Origin of the sequence: Kitasatospora sp. NPDC057936 (assembly GCF_042887525.1) — a bacterium.
GTDB lineage: Bacteria > Actinomycetota > Actinomycetes > Streptomycetales > Streptomycetaceae > Kitasatospora.
Map to the genome: position 1 here is coordinate 1 of NZ_JBHVPD010000157.1, position 15,348 is coordinate 15,348.

Here is a 15,348-nt window from a genome sequence, read left to right on the forward strand (position 1 = left end):
GCACGGTTCTCCGTGCCGCGCCGCCGGACCGGGAGGACGCCGCCGGACCGGGAGGGCTCAGTGGCCGCCCTTGAGGTTGAGCACGACCACCCCGACGATGATCAGGGCGATCCCCGCGATCTGGAGCCTGCCGAGCGACTCGCCGAAGGCGACGACGCCGATCCCGGCGACCGCCGCCGTCCCGGCGCCCGACCAGACCGCGTACGCGACCGAGACCGGGATGTGCTTGAGCGCGCGGCCGAGCAGCGCGAAGGAGAGCACGTAGCCGACGCCCACGCCGACGCTGGGCCAGAACTTCGAGAAGCCCTCGGTGAGCTTGAGGCAGCTGGTCGCGCAGACTTCGCTGAGGATCGCGAGGGCGAGGAGGAGGTAGGGCATGCCGGACTCAAACGGCCTGGTGGGCGCCGAGCTTCCCGAGCAGGGCTAGATCCGCGTTCGCCAGGCTGTCGAGCAGCGTGATCCGGGCGCCGTCCGGCATCGGCGTGGCCGTGGACGGGACGGCGAGCACGGCGCAGCCGGCCGCGCTGGCGGAGGTGACGCCGGTCGGGGTGTCCTCGACGGCGACGCAGGCGGCCGGGTCCAGGCCGAGGCGCTCGGCGGCGGCCAGGTACGGGTCGGGCGCGGGCTTGGTCCGCTCGGTGTCCTCGGCGGCGAGGGTGACGGTGAACCAGTCCCGGCCGATGGTGGACAGGACGAGGTCGACCACCCGGCGCGGCGAGGCGGAGACCAGCGCGGTGGGCACCCGGGCCTCGCGCAGCGAGGCGAGCAGGGCGAGCGCGCCGGGGCGCGGGACCGTCTCGGCGGCGACCTTGTCGGCGAAGGACTCGCCGAGCCGCTCGGCGACCTCGGCCTCGCTCAGCTCGGTGCCGCTGACCCGGTGCAGGTGGGCGGCGGTGTGCTCGACGGCGCGGCCGAGCACCTCCGGGGCGTCCTGGTCGGTGAGCGGGCGGTGCAGCTCCTCGGCGAGCTCGGCGGCGGCCTCCCACCAGAGGTGCTCGGTGTCGACCAGGGTGCCGTCCATGTCGAACAGGACGGCGGCGGGCAGGGCGGATTCGGGCAGTGCGGACCCGGGCAGCGCGGATTCGGGCAGTGCGGATTCAGGCATGGCGGTACCTTCGGTGGATCGTCAGGAGCGAAAAGGGGACGTCACAGGCTCTCAGGCCGAGCGGCGGTCCACCAGTACGGGTCGCTCGGGGAGGGTGAGCGCGGCGCGCGAACCGGCCGGGAGGGCGGCGGCGGCCTCGGTCGGCAGGTCGGCCTTGACCTCGGTGCCGTCGTCCAGGCGGACGGTGAGCCGGGTGACGGCGCCCAGGAAGGACGCGGTGACGACGAGGGCCGGGCCGTTCGCGGACGGGGTCAGCGTGACGTTCTCCGGGCGGACCAGCACCTGGAGCTCGCCGTCGACCGGCAGGGCGCCGTCCACGGCGTGCCGGCGGCCGAGCACCTCGACGCCCCCGTCGGTGCGGGTGCACGGGATCCGGCTCATGGTGCCGACGAACTCGGCGACGAACGCGGTGGCCGGGCGCGAGTACAGCTCGTTCGGGCTGGCGCACTGCTCCAGGCGGCCCGCGCGCAGGACGGCGACGCGGTCGGCCATCGACAGCGCCTCCTCCTGGTCGTGGGTGACGAACAGGGTGGTGATCCCGAGCTCCTGCTGGAGGCGGCGGATCTCCTCGCGCAGCTGGAGGCGGACCTTGGCGTCCAGCGCGGACAGCGGCTCGTCGAGCAGCAGGACGCGCGGCTGCAGGGCGAGCGCGCGGGCGAGCGCGATGCGCTGCTGCTGGCCGCCGGACATCTGGTGCGGGTAGTGCCCGGCACGCTGCGGCAGGCCGACGAGCTCCAGCAGTTCCTGGGCGCGCCGCCGGCGCTCGGCCTTGCCGGCGCCGCGCATCCGCAGCCCGAAGGCGACGTTGTCGAGCGCGGTCAGGTGCGGGAAGAGGCTGTAGGACTGGAACACCATGCCCGCGTCGCGCTTGTGCGCCGGGATCGCGGTGATGTCCCGGCCGTCGACGAGGACCTCGCCGGAGTCGTGCTGCTCGAAGCCGGCCAGGATGCGCAGCGCGGTGGTCTTGCCGCAGCCGGACGGGCCGAGCAGGGCGAGCAGTTCGCCCGGGTTGACGGTCAGGTCCAGGCCGTCGAGGGCGGTGGTGGCGCCGAACGAGCGCCGCAGGGAGCGGAATTCGACGGTCGCGCCGCCGGTGGCCGGGGCCGTGCCGGTGGCGGTGGCGGTAGCCGTGGTCATGGGGGAGGTACTCCTGGGAAGCGGAAGGGGCGGATCAGGACCGCGCGGACTTGCGGCCGCGGCCGACGGCGGACATCAGCAGCAGGACGAGCCAGACGATCAGCAGGCTGAGCATCGACACGGCGACGGACATCTGGCCGTCGCTCTTGCCGTTGGAGTTGATCCACACCGAGAAGGGGGCGAAGCCGAGGATCGAGGCGGTGGTGAACTCGCCGAGCACCAGGGCGACGGTGAGCACGGCCGCGTTCAGCAGCCCGCTGCGCAGGTTCGGCAGGACGACGGTGAACACCGCGCGCAGCCAGCCGGCGCCGCAGTTGCGGGCGGCCTCGACGAGGGTGACGACGTCGACGCCGCGCATCCCGGCGTCCAGCGCCCGGTAGGCGAACGGGAGCGCCATCAGCACGTACGCGATGATCAGGACGACGGGGAAGTTCGGGTCCTGGATGGCCACGATGGTCTGGAAGAACGGCGTGTCCTGCAGGTAGTCCGGGCCCCAGCGCAGCACGCCGATGATGCCGGTGGTCAGCGCGACCACGGGGACGACCAGCGGCATCGAGCACATGATCTCGATCACCGGGCGCAGCTTCGGCGCGCCGAGCCGGGCGGCGAGCATCGCGGGCACCAGCAGGAGCAGCAGCACCGCCACGGAGACGCCGGCGAGTTCGAGGCTCAGCACGAGGCTGTCGGTGAAGCCGGGGGCGTTCACCAGCTCCGTGTAGGCGCGGAAGGTGGTGCCGCCCTTGTTGTCGTCGATGCTGAACCACAGCGACGCGGCCATCGGGACGGCGAAGTAGATCCCGCAGATCAGCAGGACGAGGCCGCGGCCGAAACGGATGCGGTTGATCAGGCGAGCCACTTGGCACTCCGGCGCTGAAGGGGCAGGTACACGGCCATCACCAGGCAGGCGACCACGATCATGTCGAGGCCGAGGGCGAGGGCGAGGTTGCCCTGGCCGACCAGGACGTTGCCGGACAGCGCGTCGCCGATCTGCATCGAGATCAGCGGCACCGAACTGCCCACCATGGCCTCGGCGGTGGCGTACGCGGCGAAGGAGGCGCCGAAGAGCAGCACGAAGCCGCCGAGCAGCGAGGGCGCGAGCACCGGCAGGGCCACGTGGCGCCAGTACTGCACGCCGGTGGCGCCGTTGTTGGCCGCCGCCTCGCGCCACTGGGTGCGCAGGCCCTCCAGGGCCGGGGTGATGGTGATGACCATCAGCGGCACCAGGAAGTACAGGTAGACCACCGAGAGGCCGGAGAAGGTGTAGAGGTTCCAGCCGTGCTTGGTGAGGCCGAACTGCTTGGTGACCTCGCCGGAGTTGCCGAGGGTGGCGACGAACATGAACGCGAGCGGGACACCGCCGAAGTTGGCGAGCACGCCGGAGGCGGACATGACGGCCTCGCGGAACATCCGCAGCCGGGAGGTGGCGACCGCCTGGGCCAGCGGCAGGCCGACGACGGCGGCGATCAGCGCGGTCAGCAGGGAGAGCTTCACGCTGCCCCACAGGGCGGTGAAGTACGCGCCCTGCAGCGAGCCGGTGAGGTTGTCGGTGGTGAACGTGCCGCCGCCGTCGGGGGCGTCGGTGGAGGTCGTGAACGCGCCGATGGCGATCGCGATGGCGGGCAGCCCGAAGCCGATCGCGAAGAACAGCAGCAGGGGGAGGGCGGCCAGCCAGGCCCGGCCGCGGGGCCCGCCGCGCTTGCCGGGGCGGGGGGCCTTGGCGGCCGCGGTGGTGGCCGGGGATTCGGGGGTGACGGAGCCGGGGGCGCCGCCCCCGCCGCTACGCGCGGCGGAGGCGGAGGCCGGCACCGGGGTGGGAGCCGTGGTCATCTCAGGTCAGCCCGCGATCGCCTTGGCCCAGTTCTCGGTCACGACCTTCTTGGCCGCGTCGGTCTGGTCCGGGGTGGGGAAGGTGGTGAAGGGCTTCTCGACCGGCGGCAGCTTCGAGGCGGCGTCGGCGTCCAGGGTGCCGGCGGCCTTCATGGCGTCGAAGAGGGCCGGGGTGGCGAAGCCGCCCATGAAGCCGTTCTGGCCGGCGGCGCTGTAGAGGTACTCCTCCCACAGGCGGGCGGCGGCCGGGTGCGGCGCGTCCTTGTTGACGGCCTGGTTGTAGTACTGCGCGTAGGAGCCGTCCGACGGGATGGCGACCTGCCAGTCGATGCCCTTGTCCTTGAACTTCACCGAGTAGCCGGCGTTCAGGTACGACCAGTCGATGCTGATCGGGGTCTCGCCCTTCTCGATGGTCGCCGGGGTGACCTCGACCGGGTTGAAGTTGCCGGCCTGCTTGACCTTGCCGAAGAAGTCGATGCCGGGCTGGATGTTGTCCAGCGAGCCGGCGTTGGCGAGGGCCGCGGCGTAGACGGCGCCGAAGGCGGCACCGGCCTTGGTCGGGTTGCCGTTCAGGGCGACCATGCCCTTGTAGTCGGGCTTGAGCAGGTCGGCGAAGGTCTTCGGGCAGACGGCCACCTTCTTGGCGTCGCAGCCGATCGACATGTAGCCGCCGTAGTCGTTGTAGCTCAGGCCGTTGGCGTCCTTCATGGTGGCCGGGATCTTGTCGAAGTCGGCGACCTTGTAGGGGGCCAGCAGGCCCTGCTTGCCGGCGCTGATCGCGAAGGCCGATCCCAGGTCGACGACGTCGGGGGCGCGGTCCTGGCCCTTGCGGGAGGTGATCGCGTTGATCTCGTCCTGGCTGGAGCCGTCCGGGTTCTCGTCCTCGATCTCGATGCCGTACTTCGCCTTGAAGTCGTCCATCAGCTTGCCGTAGTTCGCCCAGTCGCGCGGCAGCGTGATGACGTGGAGCTTGCCCTCCTTCTTGGCGGCGGCGACCAGCGCGTCCATGCCACCGAAGTCGGCGACGGAGGTGGCGGTCTTCGCGTCCTTGCCGCCCGAGGCGCTGTTGGACTTCGCGGAGGACGAGCCGGCGGAGCCGCAGGCGGTGAGGGAGAGCGCGGCGGCGGTCAGGACGGCCGCGAAGGCGGCGGAGCGGGCGCGGTGCACGGACACTGGTCAGTCTCCTGATCGGGGTGTACTGCGAGGGGTGAGTGCGGAGCAGAGGTGTCTGATCGGGGGATCGTGCGAGTGGCGGCCGGTGCTCGGGTTCGTCCGATAGCCGGGCGAGTCCGTCCGAGTTGACTAGCCAACTTCGCTGACGGGGGTAAGTAACCCGGAGTCCGGTGACGGGAAGGTGAACGGACGGCCCAGAACCGGGGTCGGCTGCGGGAACGGTGGAATCCGGCCGGTCGGGAGTGATCCGTCCGGTGCGATGCTTCGAAGGCGCAGCGGGATAAGGTCGGGCTGTCCGCGCCGGTACGGCTGCGCAGGACACCGCCCCAGGAGGGACATTGACTGACGTGGCAACGGATCCCGGGCTGGAGCCGGGGCGGCCGGCGGAGCGCACGGGAGCCCTCTACCGCAAGGTGGCCGCCGACCTGCGCGAGGCGATCACCTCCGGCGCGTTCGGCGAGGCGGGCCGGCTGCCGGCCGAGGGCGCGCTGGCCGAGCAGTACGGGGTCTCCCGCGGGACGGTCCGCCAGGCGCTGGCCGTGCTGCGCTCGGACGGACTGGTCACCTCCCGGCGCGGCACCCGGCGCGTGGTGCTCGGCGGCGCGCGGGTGCAGAGCTTCTCCGAGCTCCTCAGCTTCACGCACTGGGCGTACTCGATGGGGGAGGAGCCCGGCGGCATCCTCGACTCGCTGGTGCGCCGCCCGGCCGACGCCGCCGAGCGCGAGCAACTGCGGCTGGAGCCGGGCGCCGACGTGTACGTGACGGTCCGGCTGCGGACACTGTCCGGCACGCCGGTGATGGTCGAGCGCACCGTCTACCCGCCGCGCGTCGGCGAGATCGTGGCCGAGCTGCCGCCGGACGTCGTCTCGCACACCGAGGTGCTGCGCGAGCACGGCATCCTGTTCTGCGACGCCGACCACACCATCGACATCGTCGCGGCCAACGCGGAGGACGCCCGCCTGCTCGGCTGCCGCCGCGGCGGCCCGCTGCTGCGCGAGCGGCGGCGCACGACCGACCCGACCGGCACGCCGGTGGAGTGGTCCCAGGACCGCTACCTGCCCGGGACGGTGGCGTTCAGCGTGCACAACTCCCTGGCGACGTCCGCGCTTTCGCGGCACGCGCGCGAACTGGACTGAGCCGGGAGGGGAGGACCTTTCGGGCCTCCCCTCCCTCGCTCCCTGCTACTTCATGAGCGAGGCGAGCAACGGGCGGTAGTGCTCGAAGTCCGGCGTGGGCGCACCGGCGGCCTTCGCCTCGTCGTCCCAGCGGCGGACGGCCACCGCGTCGGCGGCGCCCGGGAGCGCGGCGAAGGCGGCGGCCTGGGCGTCGTCCATCGGGCCGCCCTGGACCTTGAGCGTGTACTCGGACGCCTCGGACAGCCGCGCGCGGTAGTCCGGCTCGACCGCGCACAGGTAGCGCTTCGCCGCGACGTGCAGCCGGACGGGCCCGGTGACCTCCGGGCCGAACCACTGCGCCAGCCAGTCGGCGCCGCTGTCGCTGTGCCGGTTGTCCTGCCCCTGCATCAGGTCCCGGCCGTGCAGCGTGCCCTGGAAGTGTCCGACGTCGTGCAGCAGTGCGGCGGCGATCAGGTGCGCCGGTGCTTGGGCCGCCTCGGCGGCAGCCGCGGCCTGGAGCATGTGCTCGGCCATCGTGACCGCCTCGCCCAGGTACTCCCCGGCGCCCTCGCCCGCGAACAGCTCGGCGACCGCGTCCAGGGCGGCGGTGCGGCGGTGCAGCACGGCGAGGGTGGAGGCGAGCGAGTCGAGGTCGGCGTAGCAGCCCTGGAGGTGGCGGTGGCCGTCCTGCTGGAAGGCCGTCCGGGCGTGCAGGAGGCGGGTGTTGTCGAAGATCAGGCAATCGCCGGGGCCGAGGCGGAAGGTCAGCTGGAGCTCCGGGCGGAGCGTGATGTCGGCGAAGCGGCGGTAGGCGGCGTAGAAGGCGTTCCTGTCACCACTGCGAAGGGTGCCGATCGACCGGTTGTTGAACCGGACCTCGCGGATCCGGCCGAGGGCGTCCACGTCGATCAGCGGACGGTCGGCGCGCAGTTCGGTGCCGCGGTCGCGGAAGACGAACGGGACGGGGGTGCGGGTGAGGACGGCGAAGTCCGCCGGGGCTTCGTCCCGGAGGACGGCGGCGGCCTTGAAGCCGTCGACGAGCCCGGAGTCGCCGCCGGTGGCGGAGTTCTCCAGGCAGTGCAGGAGCTGGAGGGTGGGCACCGGGTCCCGGTACGGGTTGTCGGTGTGCGGCGTGATGGCGGCGCTGGTGAAGGCGAGGTTGTTCGGGTCCGGCTCGACGCGGACGTCGAACAGCTCGCCGTAGTTGGTGACCCGGACGAACCCGAAGCTCTCGGCGACCTCACACACCTTTCCCTCCGTGGTCGGCACGCCGCGCAGCACCGCGAACCCGCTGCGCCGGACGGCCGCCAGCACCGCGGCCTGCTCGGCGGGATCGGCCAGGTACGCCTCCCACCCGGCCTCCGGCAGCCCGCGCCGGAAGTCCGCCGCGACCCAGAGCCGCTTGTCGGCCTCGGTGCGTCCGTCCCCTTCGCCGGCCTCGGCCAGCCAGGTGAGCGGGTAGCGCGAGCGGTGCCCGTCCGACCAGAGGACTTCGAGGTTCCCGTTCATCTCGCACTGCGCCGCGATCGCGAGGTCCTCGGGCAGGTCGGCGATCTGGAACAGCTTCTGCCCGTTGCGGGGGTCGCGGCACTCGGCACACGGGCAGTTGTCGCGCAGCCAGTACGTCGGCAGCTCGGGCATGGCGGGTCTCCTCCTCGACGGCATCCCGGTCGGGGTGGAGTTGTATAGCCAACTTCACCCCGTCGCCCGGGAGCCTGCCGCCCCCCGGTGAGTTCCCGGTGCCCTGCGGGTGAACGTCCCGGGAACTGTCCCGGGAGATCCCGGCCGAATCCGGTTGCGTACAGGGGACCGGCCTGCCCGGATGGTCATGAAGTGCGGCCACACCGGGCGCGTGCTCGCCGACGGCCGGCAGCCGATCGGCGCCGGCGTCACAAGTCCAGCAGCAGGACGTCGTGCTCCGCCGCGCCCTCCCACGGCACCGCCGTGCCCACTGGTCGGTAGCCCCACGCGCGGTACGCGGCCTGTGCTGCTGTCGCCTCCGGGCGGCTGTTCAGCATCACGCGCTGGTTCTTCAGTCCGTTCAGCAGGGCACGGTGCATCTCGGCGGCCACGCCCCGCCTGCGCCAGGCGGGGCGTACGGCCAGCTCGAACAGTCCGAACGTCCGCTTCCCGTTCTCGAGGCGGAGATCCTCGGCTACTGGCTCGATGAGCGTGTCCCACCAGCCCGTGCCGGCGGCCAGCGGGTAGCCGTACGCCATGCCCACCACCGTCTCGCCATCGAACGCCACCGCTGCCCGGAAACCCCGCCTGCGCACCTGCGACCGGAATCGCCGGAACGCGCGCTCCACGTCAGGCGGGCTCGCCCCGTACGGCGGTTCCGCGAAGGCCTCGGCGAACACGGCTTTCAACTGCTCTTCCAGGAACGCCGTCTGTGCTCCGTCCAGAACCCTGACCATCACCGTCACGCTGCCTCCCCCTTATTCGCTGTCACCCCGAACTCCCGCATGTGTTCTACGAAATCCCGGGTCAATGCCGAATCGATGAGCTCGGCAGAGGCCGCCACGGTTCGTAGCCTCTCAAGCAGCCGGGCAGAGGTCATGCCCTGAGCCGCATCGGCGCTCGCGCACGCCTCCGCGCAGGCCTCTTCCACAGCGCCGGCCTTCATGAGCACTTCGGCCAGGCGTGCCCGGTACAGCGCCGCATTCCGGCTGTACGTTGGCCCGAGCTGGCTCACGGCGGATCTCAGAAACGGGATCGCATGGAAGGGGCGACCGTTCTCCACGTGCCACGCGGCAGTGGCGTAGTCGACCTCGACGTGGCCGGCGAACGCCGTCCATCGGGGAGCCTCGGTGTCCTTGTCGGACCGGTCGTGCCAGGTCAACGCGAGCGAAAGCGCGCGACCGCTCTCCGAGTGGTATGCCGACCGAGCTGATCGGGACCGGCCTCCAGGGACCCGGGATGCTCTGGTGCTCATCCCCGAGGATCGCCAGGAGCTTCATCCGTTCCAAGACCTCCAGCGGCTCGTGGTCGAGTGGGACGGGCGTGCCTGGCGGCCGGTGGCCGTCGCGGCCGACTTCTCGGAGGCGTATCCGCTGATCATGCGGCGGAACGGTGAGCTGATCGAGGCGCAGGACGACACGCCCGTGGCGCTGCTTCGGAAAGGCGCCGGCCGACACCGTCGGCCGGTTCCGCCGCCCGGCTGAGGGATCCGCGCTCCGGCCGTTCGGGTGAGGGGGCGGTCCCGGGCGCGTTTTGGCGGGGGAGAAGGGGCGGGGCTGCGGCACTGTCGGGGTGGATTTGTCCCGATAGGCGAGAGGTGGCCGGGTATGGCTCATTCCAGGACGACGGCTCCGGCTGGGTCAGGGCATACCGGGCTCAAGCGAGAAGTCGGGATGGTCGGGCTGCTCTGGGCCTCGGTCGGCGCGATCATCGGGTCCGGCTGGCTGTTCGGGGCGCAGAAGGCGGCGGTGGCGGCCGGGCCGGCCGCCCTGCTGTCCTGGGGGATCGGCGCGGTGGCGATCATCCTCCTGGCGCTGATCCACGCCGAGCTGGGCGGGCTCTTCCCGGTGGCGGGCGGGACGGCGCGCTACCCGCACTACGCGTTCGGCGGGTTCGCGGGGATGTCGTTCGGGTGGTTCACGTGGCTGCAGGCCGCGACGATCGCGCCCATCGAGGTCCAGGCGATGATCAACTACGCCCGGCACTGGACCTGGGCGGACGGCTTCCTGAACAAGGACCTCACGCTGACGGGCAGCGGGTTCGTCGTCGCGGCCGTGCTGCTCGGGGTCTTCGTCGCCGTCAACTTCCTCGGGGTCCGGCTGCTCGCTCACACCAACAGCGTGGCCACCGTGTGGAAGGTCGCGGTCCCGATCCTGGCCATCTTCGCCCTCGGGATCACCGAGTTCCACGGTTCCAACTTCAACGTCCACGGCTTCGCGCCGGACGGCGCCAAGGGCGTGCTCGCGGCCATCAGCACCAGCGGGGTGATCTTCGCGCTGCTCGGCTTCGAGCAGGCCATCCAGTGGGCGGGCGAGAGCCGCAACCCCCGCCGGGACATCCCGAGGGCCGTGCTCGGCTCGGTCGTGGTCGGCACGATCGTCTACGTCATGCTCCAGGTGGTGTTCATCGGCGCCCTGCCGCCGGAGACCTTCGCCGGGGGCTGGGGCAAGCTCGACTACCCCGGCATCAGCGGGCCGTTCGCGGGCCTCGCCACGCTGATCGGACTCGGCTGGCTCGCCACCATCCTGTTCATCGACGCGGTGATCTCGCCGGCCGGCACCGGGCTGGTCTACATCACCTCCAGCTCGCGGGTCACCTACGGCCTCAGCCGCAACGGCTACGCGCCGCAGGCCCTCCAGTACACCGACAAGCGCTCGGTGCCCTGGCTCGGCCTGGTCATCGCCTGGGTGGCCGGCGTGCTGTGCTTCCTGCCCTTCCCGAGCTGGCAGCGGCTGGTCGGGTTCATCACCTCCGCCGTCGTGCTGATGTACGCGGGGGCGCCGCTGGCCTTCGGCGTGCTGCGCAAGCGGCTGCCGGGGCTGGAGCGCTCGTACCACCTGCCGGCCGGCTCGGTGATCTCGCCGCTGGCCTTCGCGGTGGCGAGCCTGGTCATCTACTGGTCCGGCTGGGACACCCTGTGGCGGCTGGGCCTGGCGATCCTGATCGGGTACGCGCTGCTCGGCGGGTACTCCGCGTACGCCGCCTCGAAGGGCATGCCGAACGCGCCGCGGATGGACTTCAAGGCCGGGCAGTGGCTGCCGGTCTACCTGGTCGGGATGGGGATCGTCTCGTGGCAGGGGACCTTCGGCGTGGGCGCCCAGGGGAACCTGCCGCTCTGGTGGGACATCGGGGTCGTGGTGGTCTTCTCCCTGGTGGTCTACTACTGGGCCCTCGCGGTCGCGCTGCCGCGGGAGGAGATCGAGCGGAACATCCGGGGCGTCGAGGTGGTGGACGCGGGCGGGCACTGACCGCCGGAACGGAGAGCGGCCCCCGAGGAGTCCCGGGGGCCGCTCTCCGCTTGTGCGCTCAGCCTTCGACGGTCGCGGCCCAGGCGGCGTCGGCGGCCGCCAGGGCCGGCTCGGCGTCCGCGCCGGTCGCGGCGGCCAGGGCGGTGAGGCACGCGCGGACGGTGTCCGGCGAGGCCGCCCGGCCGTAGTGGTTGACCCGGAGCATCTCCGCCGCCAGCGCGCCGCCGCCCGGCTGGACGGGGAGCGACGGGTCGAGGGCCGCGGCGAGCTCGCCGGCGTGCACGCCCGGGGCGGTGCGCAGGGTGGTCGCGACCGGCGCGGCGTGCGCGTCCTCCGTGACGTACGGGGTGAGCGTGCCCAGCGCGCGGACGCCGGCCCGGGTCGCGGCCGAGGCGGCGCGGTGGCGGGCGATGACCGCCGGCAGGCCGTCGGCGGCGATGCGGTCGAGGCAGGCGCCGAGCGCCAGCATCTCCAACTGGGCCGGGGCGTGCGGCAGTACGGCCCGCCCGGCGTCCGTCCAGCGCTCCTTCCAGTCCAGCAGGGACAGGTACGAGCGGCGCGGGGCGGCCGGGTTGGCGGCGATCCGCTCCCAGGCGCGCCCGGAGACGGACACCGCGGAGACGCCGGCCGGGCCGCCCATCGCCTTCTGGCCGCCGATGACGCACAGGTCGACGCCCCACGCGTCGGTGAGCAGCGGCTCGGCGGCCACCGAGGCCACCGCGTCGAGCATCAGCAGCGCGCCGTGCTCGCGCACCACGGCGGCGATCTCGGCGACCGGGTTGGTGTTGCCGGTGGCGGCCTCGGCGTGGACCAGCGAGACGAAGTCGATCGCCGGGTTCGCGGCCAGCGCGTCGGCGACCTGCCGCGCGCTCACCGCGCTGTGGAAGGGGACCGCCAGGTCGACGACCTCGGCGCCGCACGAGCGCAGCCAGTTCCCGAAGGTCTGGCCGTACGGGCCGGTGACGATGTTGAGCGCGGTCGAGCCCGGGTGCGCGGCGCCGCGGATCGCGGCCTCCAGGGGCAGCAGCGCCTCGCCCTGGGTGACGATCACGTCCGCGGAGGTGTGCAGCAGCGCGGCCACCTGGTCCTCGATCGCCGCGAACCCGGCGGCGCTGAGCGGGGGGAGGTCGTCGAGGAACACACTCACAGCTGGTGCCTTTCGCGCACGGGTGGTTGGGACGGGAACGAGTCTGCCGCATTCTCGCCGCTCGCACGGAACCCGCCCGTCGGTAGAGTGCGGGCCATGAGCGATGGCGCGGTGCTGCACGTCCGGGGTCGGGTGCTGGTCGGTCCGGAGGACGTCCGGGACGAACTCTGGGTGGTGGACGGCCGGGTGAGCTTCACCCGCCCGCCCGGCGCCGGGGACGTCCGGACCGTCACCGGCTGGGCGCTGCCCGGCCTGGTCGACGCGCACTGCCACGTCGGCCTGGACGCGCACGGCGCGGTGGACGCCGAGACCAGCGAGAAGCAGGCGCTCACCGACCGCGACGCCGGCACCCTGCTGATCCGCGACGCCGGCTCGGCCGCCGACACCCGCTGGATCGACGAGCGCGAGGACCTGCCGCGGATCATCCGGGCCGGGCGGCACATCGCCCGCACCCGCCGCTACATCCGCAACTACGCGCACGAGATCGAGCCGGGCGACCTCGCCGCCTACGTCCGGGCCGAGGCCCGGCGCGGCGACGGCTGGGTCAAGCTGGTCGGCGACTGGATCGACCGCGAGCACGGCGACCTCACCGCCTGCTGGCCCGGCGACGCGCTGGCCGAGGCGATCGCGGCGGCGCACGAGGAGGGCGCGCGGGTGACGGCGCACTGCTTCGCGGCCGAGTCGCTGCCGGACCTCCTCGCGGCCGGCATCGACTGCGTCGAGCACGCCACCGGGCTGACCGAGGAACTGATCCCGGCCTTCGCCGAGCGCGGGGTGGCGATCGTCCCGACGCTCGTCAACATCGCGACCTTCCCCGCGCTGGCGGCCGGCGGCGAGGGCAAGTTCCCGGCCTGGGCCGCGCACATGCGCCGCCTGCACGAGCGCCGCTACGACACCGTCGGCGCCGCGCACGACGCCGGGATCCCGGTCTTCGTCGGGACGGACGCGGGCGGCTCGCTCGCGCACGGCCTGGTGGCGGAGGAGGTCGCCGAGCTCGTCAAGGCCGGACTGAGCCCGAACGAGGCGCTGTCGGCGGCGAGTTGGGGTGCGCGCGAGTGGCTCGGGCGTCCGGGCCTGGAGGAGGGCGCCCCGGCGGACCTCGTGGTCTACGACGAGGACCCGCGGGCCGACGTCCGGGTGCTGGCCGCACCCCGCACGGTGGTGCTGCGCGGCCGTCCGGTGGGATGACGGTTCTCAAGATCATCCGCTGAACGCGCTGTCGGCGTAGGCCGATAGGGTGGCGACCATGGCACCGCGTCCACTTCACGAGATCGTCGAGCCCGGCTGGGCGACCGCCCTGGCACCCGTTGCCGGGCAGGTCGCCGCGATGGGCGACTTCCTGCGCGCCGAACTGGCCGCAGGCCGCACCTACCTGCCCTCCGGGCCGAACGTGCTGCGCGCCTTCCAGCAGCCCTTCGCCGACGTGCGGGTGCTGATCGTCGGGCAGGACCCGTACCCGACCCCCGGGCACGCCGTCGGGCTGAGCTTCTCGGTCGGGCCCGAGGTGCGGCCGATCCCGGCCAGCCTGATCAACATCTTCCAGGAGTACGGGACGGACCTCGGCCTCCCGCAGCCGTCCAACGGCGACCTCACCCCGTGGACGCAGCAGGGCGTCCTGCTGCTCAACCGCGCGCTGACGACGGCGCCGCGCAAGCCCGCCGCGCACCGCGGCAAGGGCTGGGAGGAGGTCACCGAGCAGGCGATAAAGGCGCTGGTGGCACGCGGCGGCCCGCTGGTGGCGATCCTGTGGGGCCGGGACGCCCGGAACCTGCGGCCGCTGCTCGGGGAGGTCCCGGCGATCGAGTCGGCGCACCCGAGCCCGTACTCGGCGAACGGCGGCTTCTTCGGCTCGCGGCCGTTCAGCCGGGCCAACGACCTCCTGGCGCGCCAGGGGGCGCAGCCGGTGGACTGGCGCCTGCCCTAGCAGTTCCGGGTCACGGCGGAACGCCAACCTCACTCCAACGAGTGAAATGACGTTCCGTGTGACTCGTGTGACGGATCGTTTGAGAAGACTGGCGGCTCATCGTTCCACCGCTGTGGGGGTACCGCCATGTCTTCCCGACGAATCGTTTCTGTTGCCGCTGCCACGGTGGCGTGCGCGCTGCTCACCGTCCCGCCCGCCCGGGCGGCCGGGACGGCACCGGCACCGGCGCCCGGATCCCCGGGCACGGCGCGCGCCGTCACCGCCGAGCTCGCGCTGGACGTCAGCCTGCTGAACAAGGCGGTGGACGTGCCCGTGGACATAGCGCTGAACAAGGTGGAGACGCCCGCGCAGCGCGAAGGCTCCGTGCTGACCGCCAAGGTCGACGGCGTCGACCAGCAGGGCCCGGTCACGCTCGTCAAGGCCGACGTCGGGAAGTCCGTGACGCGCTCCGACGCCAAGGGCACCGCCGCCTCCGTCCGGCTGGTCAACGCCGACGTGCACGCCCCCGGCCTGCCGGCCACCGCGCTGCTCGGCCTGGAGGCGATGAGCGCCGAGGTGACGTGTCCGGTCGACGGGCAGCCGACCGCGAACGTCGTCGCGCCCGCGAAGCTCACCGTGCTCGGCAAGCCGGTCACCGTCGGCCTGTACGCGCCGACCACGGTGGACGTGCCGCTGGTGGGCAGCGTCTCGGTGGAGTTCTCCAAGCGCACCACCACCTCGACCACGGCCGCCGCCTCCGCGCTGGAGGTGCAGGTGGCGGTGAACCCGCTGAACCTGAACGTCGCCAAGGTCACCGGGAAGATCACCGTCGCCTCGGTGAGCTGCGAGAAGCCGGTCCCGCCGACCGGCCCGGCCACGGCCACCCCGACCCCGGCGCCCACCACGGACGCGCCCACCGGCGTGCCCACCGCCCAGCCGGTGGCCGACACCACGACGGGCGCCGGCGCCGCGCACGCCGCGTCCGCGCGCCCGGCCGCGGGCCTGGCCGAGAC

At 72.8% G+C, this 15,348-nt stretch carries 16 protein-coding genes; 6 read left to right on the forward strand and 10 right to left on the reverse strand.

Annotated elements, in window-relative coordinates; translation table 11 throughout:
- Nucleotides 1-57 precede the first annotated feature (57 nt).
- From ACFVU9_RS43715 to ACFVU9_RS43740, 6 genes are read right to left on the reverse strand one after another with little or no spacing between them, the layout of a single operon-like run.
- Nucleotides 58-378 (reverse strand): DMT family transporter, encoded by a 321-nt coding sequence (locus tag ACFVU9_RS43715; protein WP_380445204.1) that lies wholly within the window; start codon nucleotides 376-378, stop codon nucleotides 58-60.
- Nucleotides 379-385: 7 nt separating this feature from the next.
- Nucleotides 386-1,105 carry an HAD family hydrolase gene (locus ACFVU9_RS43720; RefSeq protein ID WP_387603353.1) on the reverse strand — a complete coding sequence of 240 codons (720 nt, stop codon included), beginning with the start codon at nucleotides 1,103-1,105 and terminating at the stop codon, nucleotides 386-388.
- Nucleotides 1,106-1,156: 51 nt separating this feature from the next.
- Nucleotides 1,157-2,242, reverse strand: coding sequence for an ABC transporter ATP-binding protein (locus tag ACFVU9_RS43725; RefSeq protein ID WP_380445206.1), 1,086 nt, complete (start codon nucleotides 2,240-2,242; stop codon nucleotides 1,157-1,159).
- A gap of 34 nt (nucleotides 2,243-2,276) precedes the next feature.
- On the reverse strand, nucleotides 2,277-3,086 hold the full coding sequence (locus tag ACFVU9_RS43730) for an ABC transporter permease (RefSeq protein ID WP_380499456.1): 810 nt from the start codon (nucleotides 3,084-3,086) through the stop codon (nucleotides 2,277-2,279).
- Nucleotides 3,086-4,069 carry an ABC transporter permease gene (locus ACFVU9_RS43735; protein WP_387603357.1) on the reverse strand — a complete coding sequence of 328 codons (984 nt, stop codon included), beginning with the start codon at nucleotides 4,067-4,069 and terminating at the stop codon, nucleotides 3,086-3,088. The genes ACFVU9_RS43730 and ACFVU9_RS43735 overlap by 1 nt, the downstream gene beginning before the upstream one ends.
- A gap of 6 nt (nucleotides 4,070-4,075) precedes the next feature.
- Nucleotides 4,076-5,242, reverse strand: coding sequence for an ABC transporter substrate-binding protein (locus ACFVU9_RS43740; protein ID WP_380445208.1), 1,167 nt, complete (start codon nucleotides 5,240-5,242; stop codon nucleotides 4,076-4,078).
- Between the two features lie 347 nt (nucleotides 5,243-5,589).
- On the opposite strand from ACFVU9_RS43740, the gene ACFVU9_RS43745 reads away from it, so the two are divergent.
- Nucleotides 5,590-6,378, forward strand: coding sequence for a GntR family transcriptional regulator (locus ACFVU9_RS43745; RefSeq protein ID WP_359960935.1), 789 nt, complete (start codon nucleotides 5,590-5,592; stop codon nucleotides 6,376-6,378).
- Nucleotides 6,379-6,423: 45 nt separating this feature from the next.
- Here the strand turns inward: ACFVU9_RS43745 and ACFVU9_RS43750 are convergent, their stop codons facing one another.
- The 3 genes from ACFVU9_RS43750 to ACFVU9_RS43760 all read right to left on the reverse strand — a co-directional run bounded on the left by ACFVU9_RS43750 (nucleotide 6,424) and on the right by ACFVU9_RS43760 (nucleotide 9,199).
- The gene (locus ACFVU9_RS43750; protein WP_387603360.1) at nucleotides 6,424-7,998 is read right to left on the reverse strand and encodes a TauD/TfdA family dioxygenase; all 1,575 of its coding nucleotides are present in this window, start codon (nucleotides 7,996-7,998) and stop codon (nucleotides 6,424-6,426) included.
- 248 nt (nucleotides 7,999-8,246) lie between these two features.
- Nucleotides 8,247-8,774, reverse strand: coding sequence for a GNAT family N-acetyltransferase (locus ACFVU9_RS43755; RefSeq protein ID WP_387603374.1), 528 nt, complete (start codon nucleotides 8,772-8,774; stop codon nucleotides 8,247-8,249).
- A 5-nt stretch (nucleotides 8,775-8,779) separates the two neighbouring features.
- Nucleotides 8,780-9,199, reverse strand: coding sequence for a hypothetical protein (locus ACFVU9_RS43760; RefSeq protein WP_387603363.1), 420 nt, complete (start codon nucleotides 9,197-9,199; stop codon nucleotides 8,780-8,782).
- Here ACFVU9_RS43760 and ACFVU9_RS43765 point away from each other — a divergent pair.
- Both ACFVU9_RS43765 and ACFVU9_RS43770 read left to right on the forward strand, forming a co-directional pair.
- The gene (locus ACFVU9_RS43765) at nucleotides 9,168-9,521 is read left to right on the forward strand and encodes a DUF6087 family protein (protein WP_387603366.1); all 354 of its coding nucleotides are present in this window, start codon (nucleotides 9,168-9,170) and stop codon (nucleotides 9,519-9,521) included. The genes ACFVU9_RS43760 and ACFVU9_RS43765 overlap by 32 nt on opposite strands.
- Before the next feature lie 189 nt (nucleotides 9,522-9,710).
- Nucleotides 9,711-11,285, forward strand: coding sequence for an APC family permease (locus tag ACFVU9_RS43770; protein ID WP_380445216.1), 1,575 nt, complete (start codon nucleotides 9,711-9,713; stop codon nucleotides 11,283-11,285).
- A gap of 58 nt (nucleotides 11,286-11,343) precedes the next feature.
- Here ACFVU9_RS43770 and ACFVU9_RS43775 read toward each other — a convergent pair whose 3' ends face one another.
- Nucleotides 11,344-12,432 (reverse strand): pyridoxal-phosphate-dependent aminotransferase family protein, encoded by a 1,089-nt coding sequence (locus tag ACFVU9_RS43775; RefSeq protein ID WP_380445217.1) that lies wholly within the window; start codon nucleotides 12,430-12,432, stop codon nucleotides 11,344-11,346.
- Between the two features lie 96 nt (nucleotides 12,433-12,528).
- Between ACFVU9_RS43775 and ACFVU9_RS43780 the strand changes: the two genes are divergently transcribed.
- From ACFVU9_RS43780 to ACFVU9_RS43790, 3 genes are all read left to right on the forward strand, one after another.
- Nucleotides 12,529-13,620, forward strand: coding sequence for an amidohydrolase family protein (locus ACFVU9_RS43780; RefSeq protein ID WP_380445218.1), 1,092 nt, complete (start codon nucleotides 12,529-12,531; stop codon nucleotides 13,618-13,620).
- A 58-nt stretch (nucleotides 13,621-13,678) separates the two neighbouring features.
- Nucleotides 13,679-14,356, forward strand: coding sequence for a uracil-DNA glycosylase (locus ACFVU9_RS43785; RefSeq protein ID WP_380445219.1), 678 nt, complete (start codon nucleotides 13,679-13,681; stop codon nucleotides 14,354-14,356).
- Between the two features lie 126 nt (nucleotides 14,357-14,482).
- A partial coding sequence (locus tag ACFVU9_RS43790) for a hypothetical protein (protein WP_387603371.1) occupies nucleotides 14,483-15,348 on the forward strand: 866 nt, incomplete at its 3' end.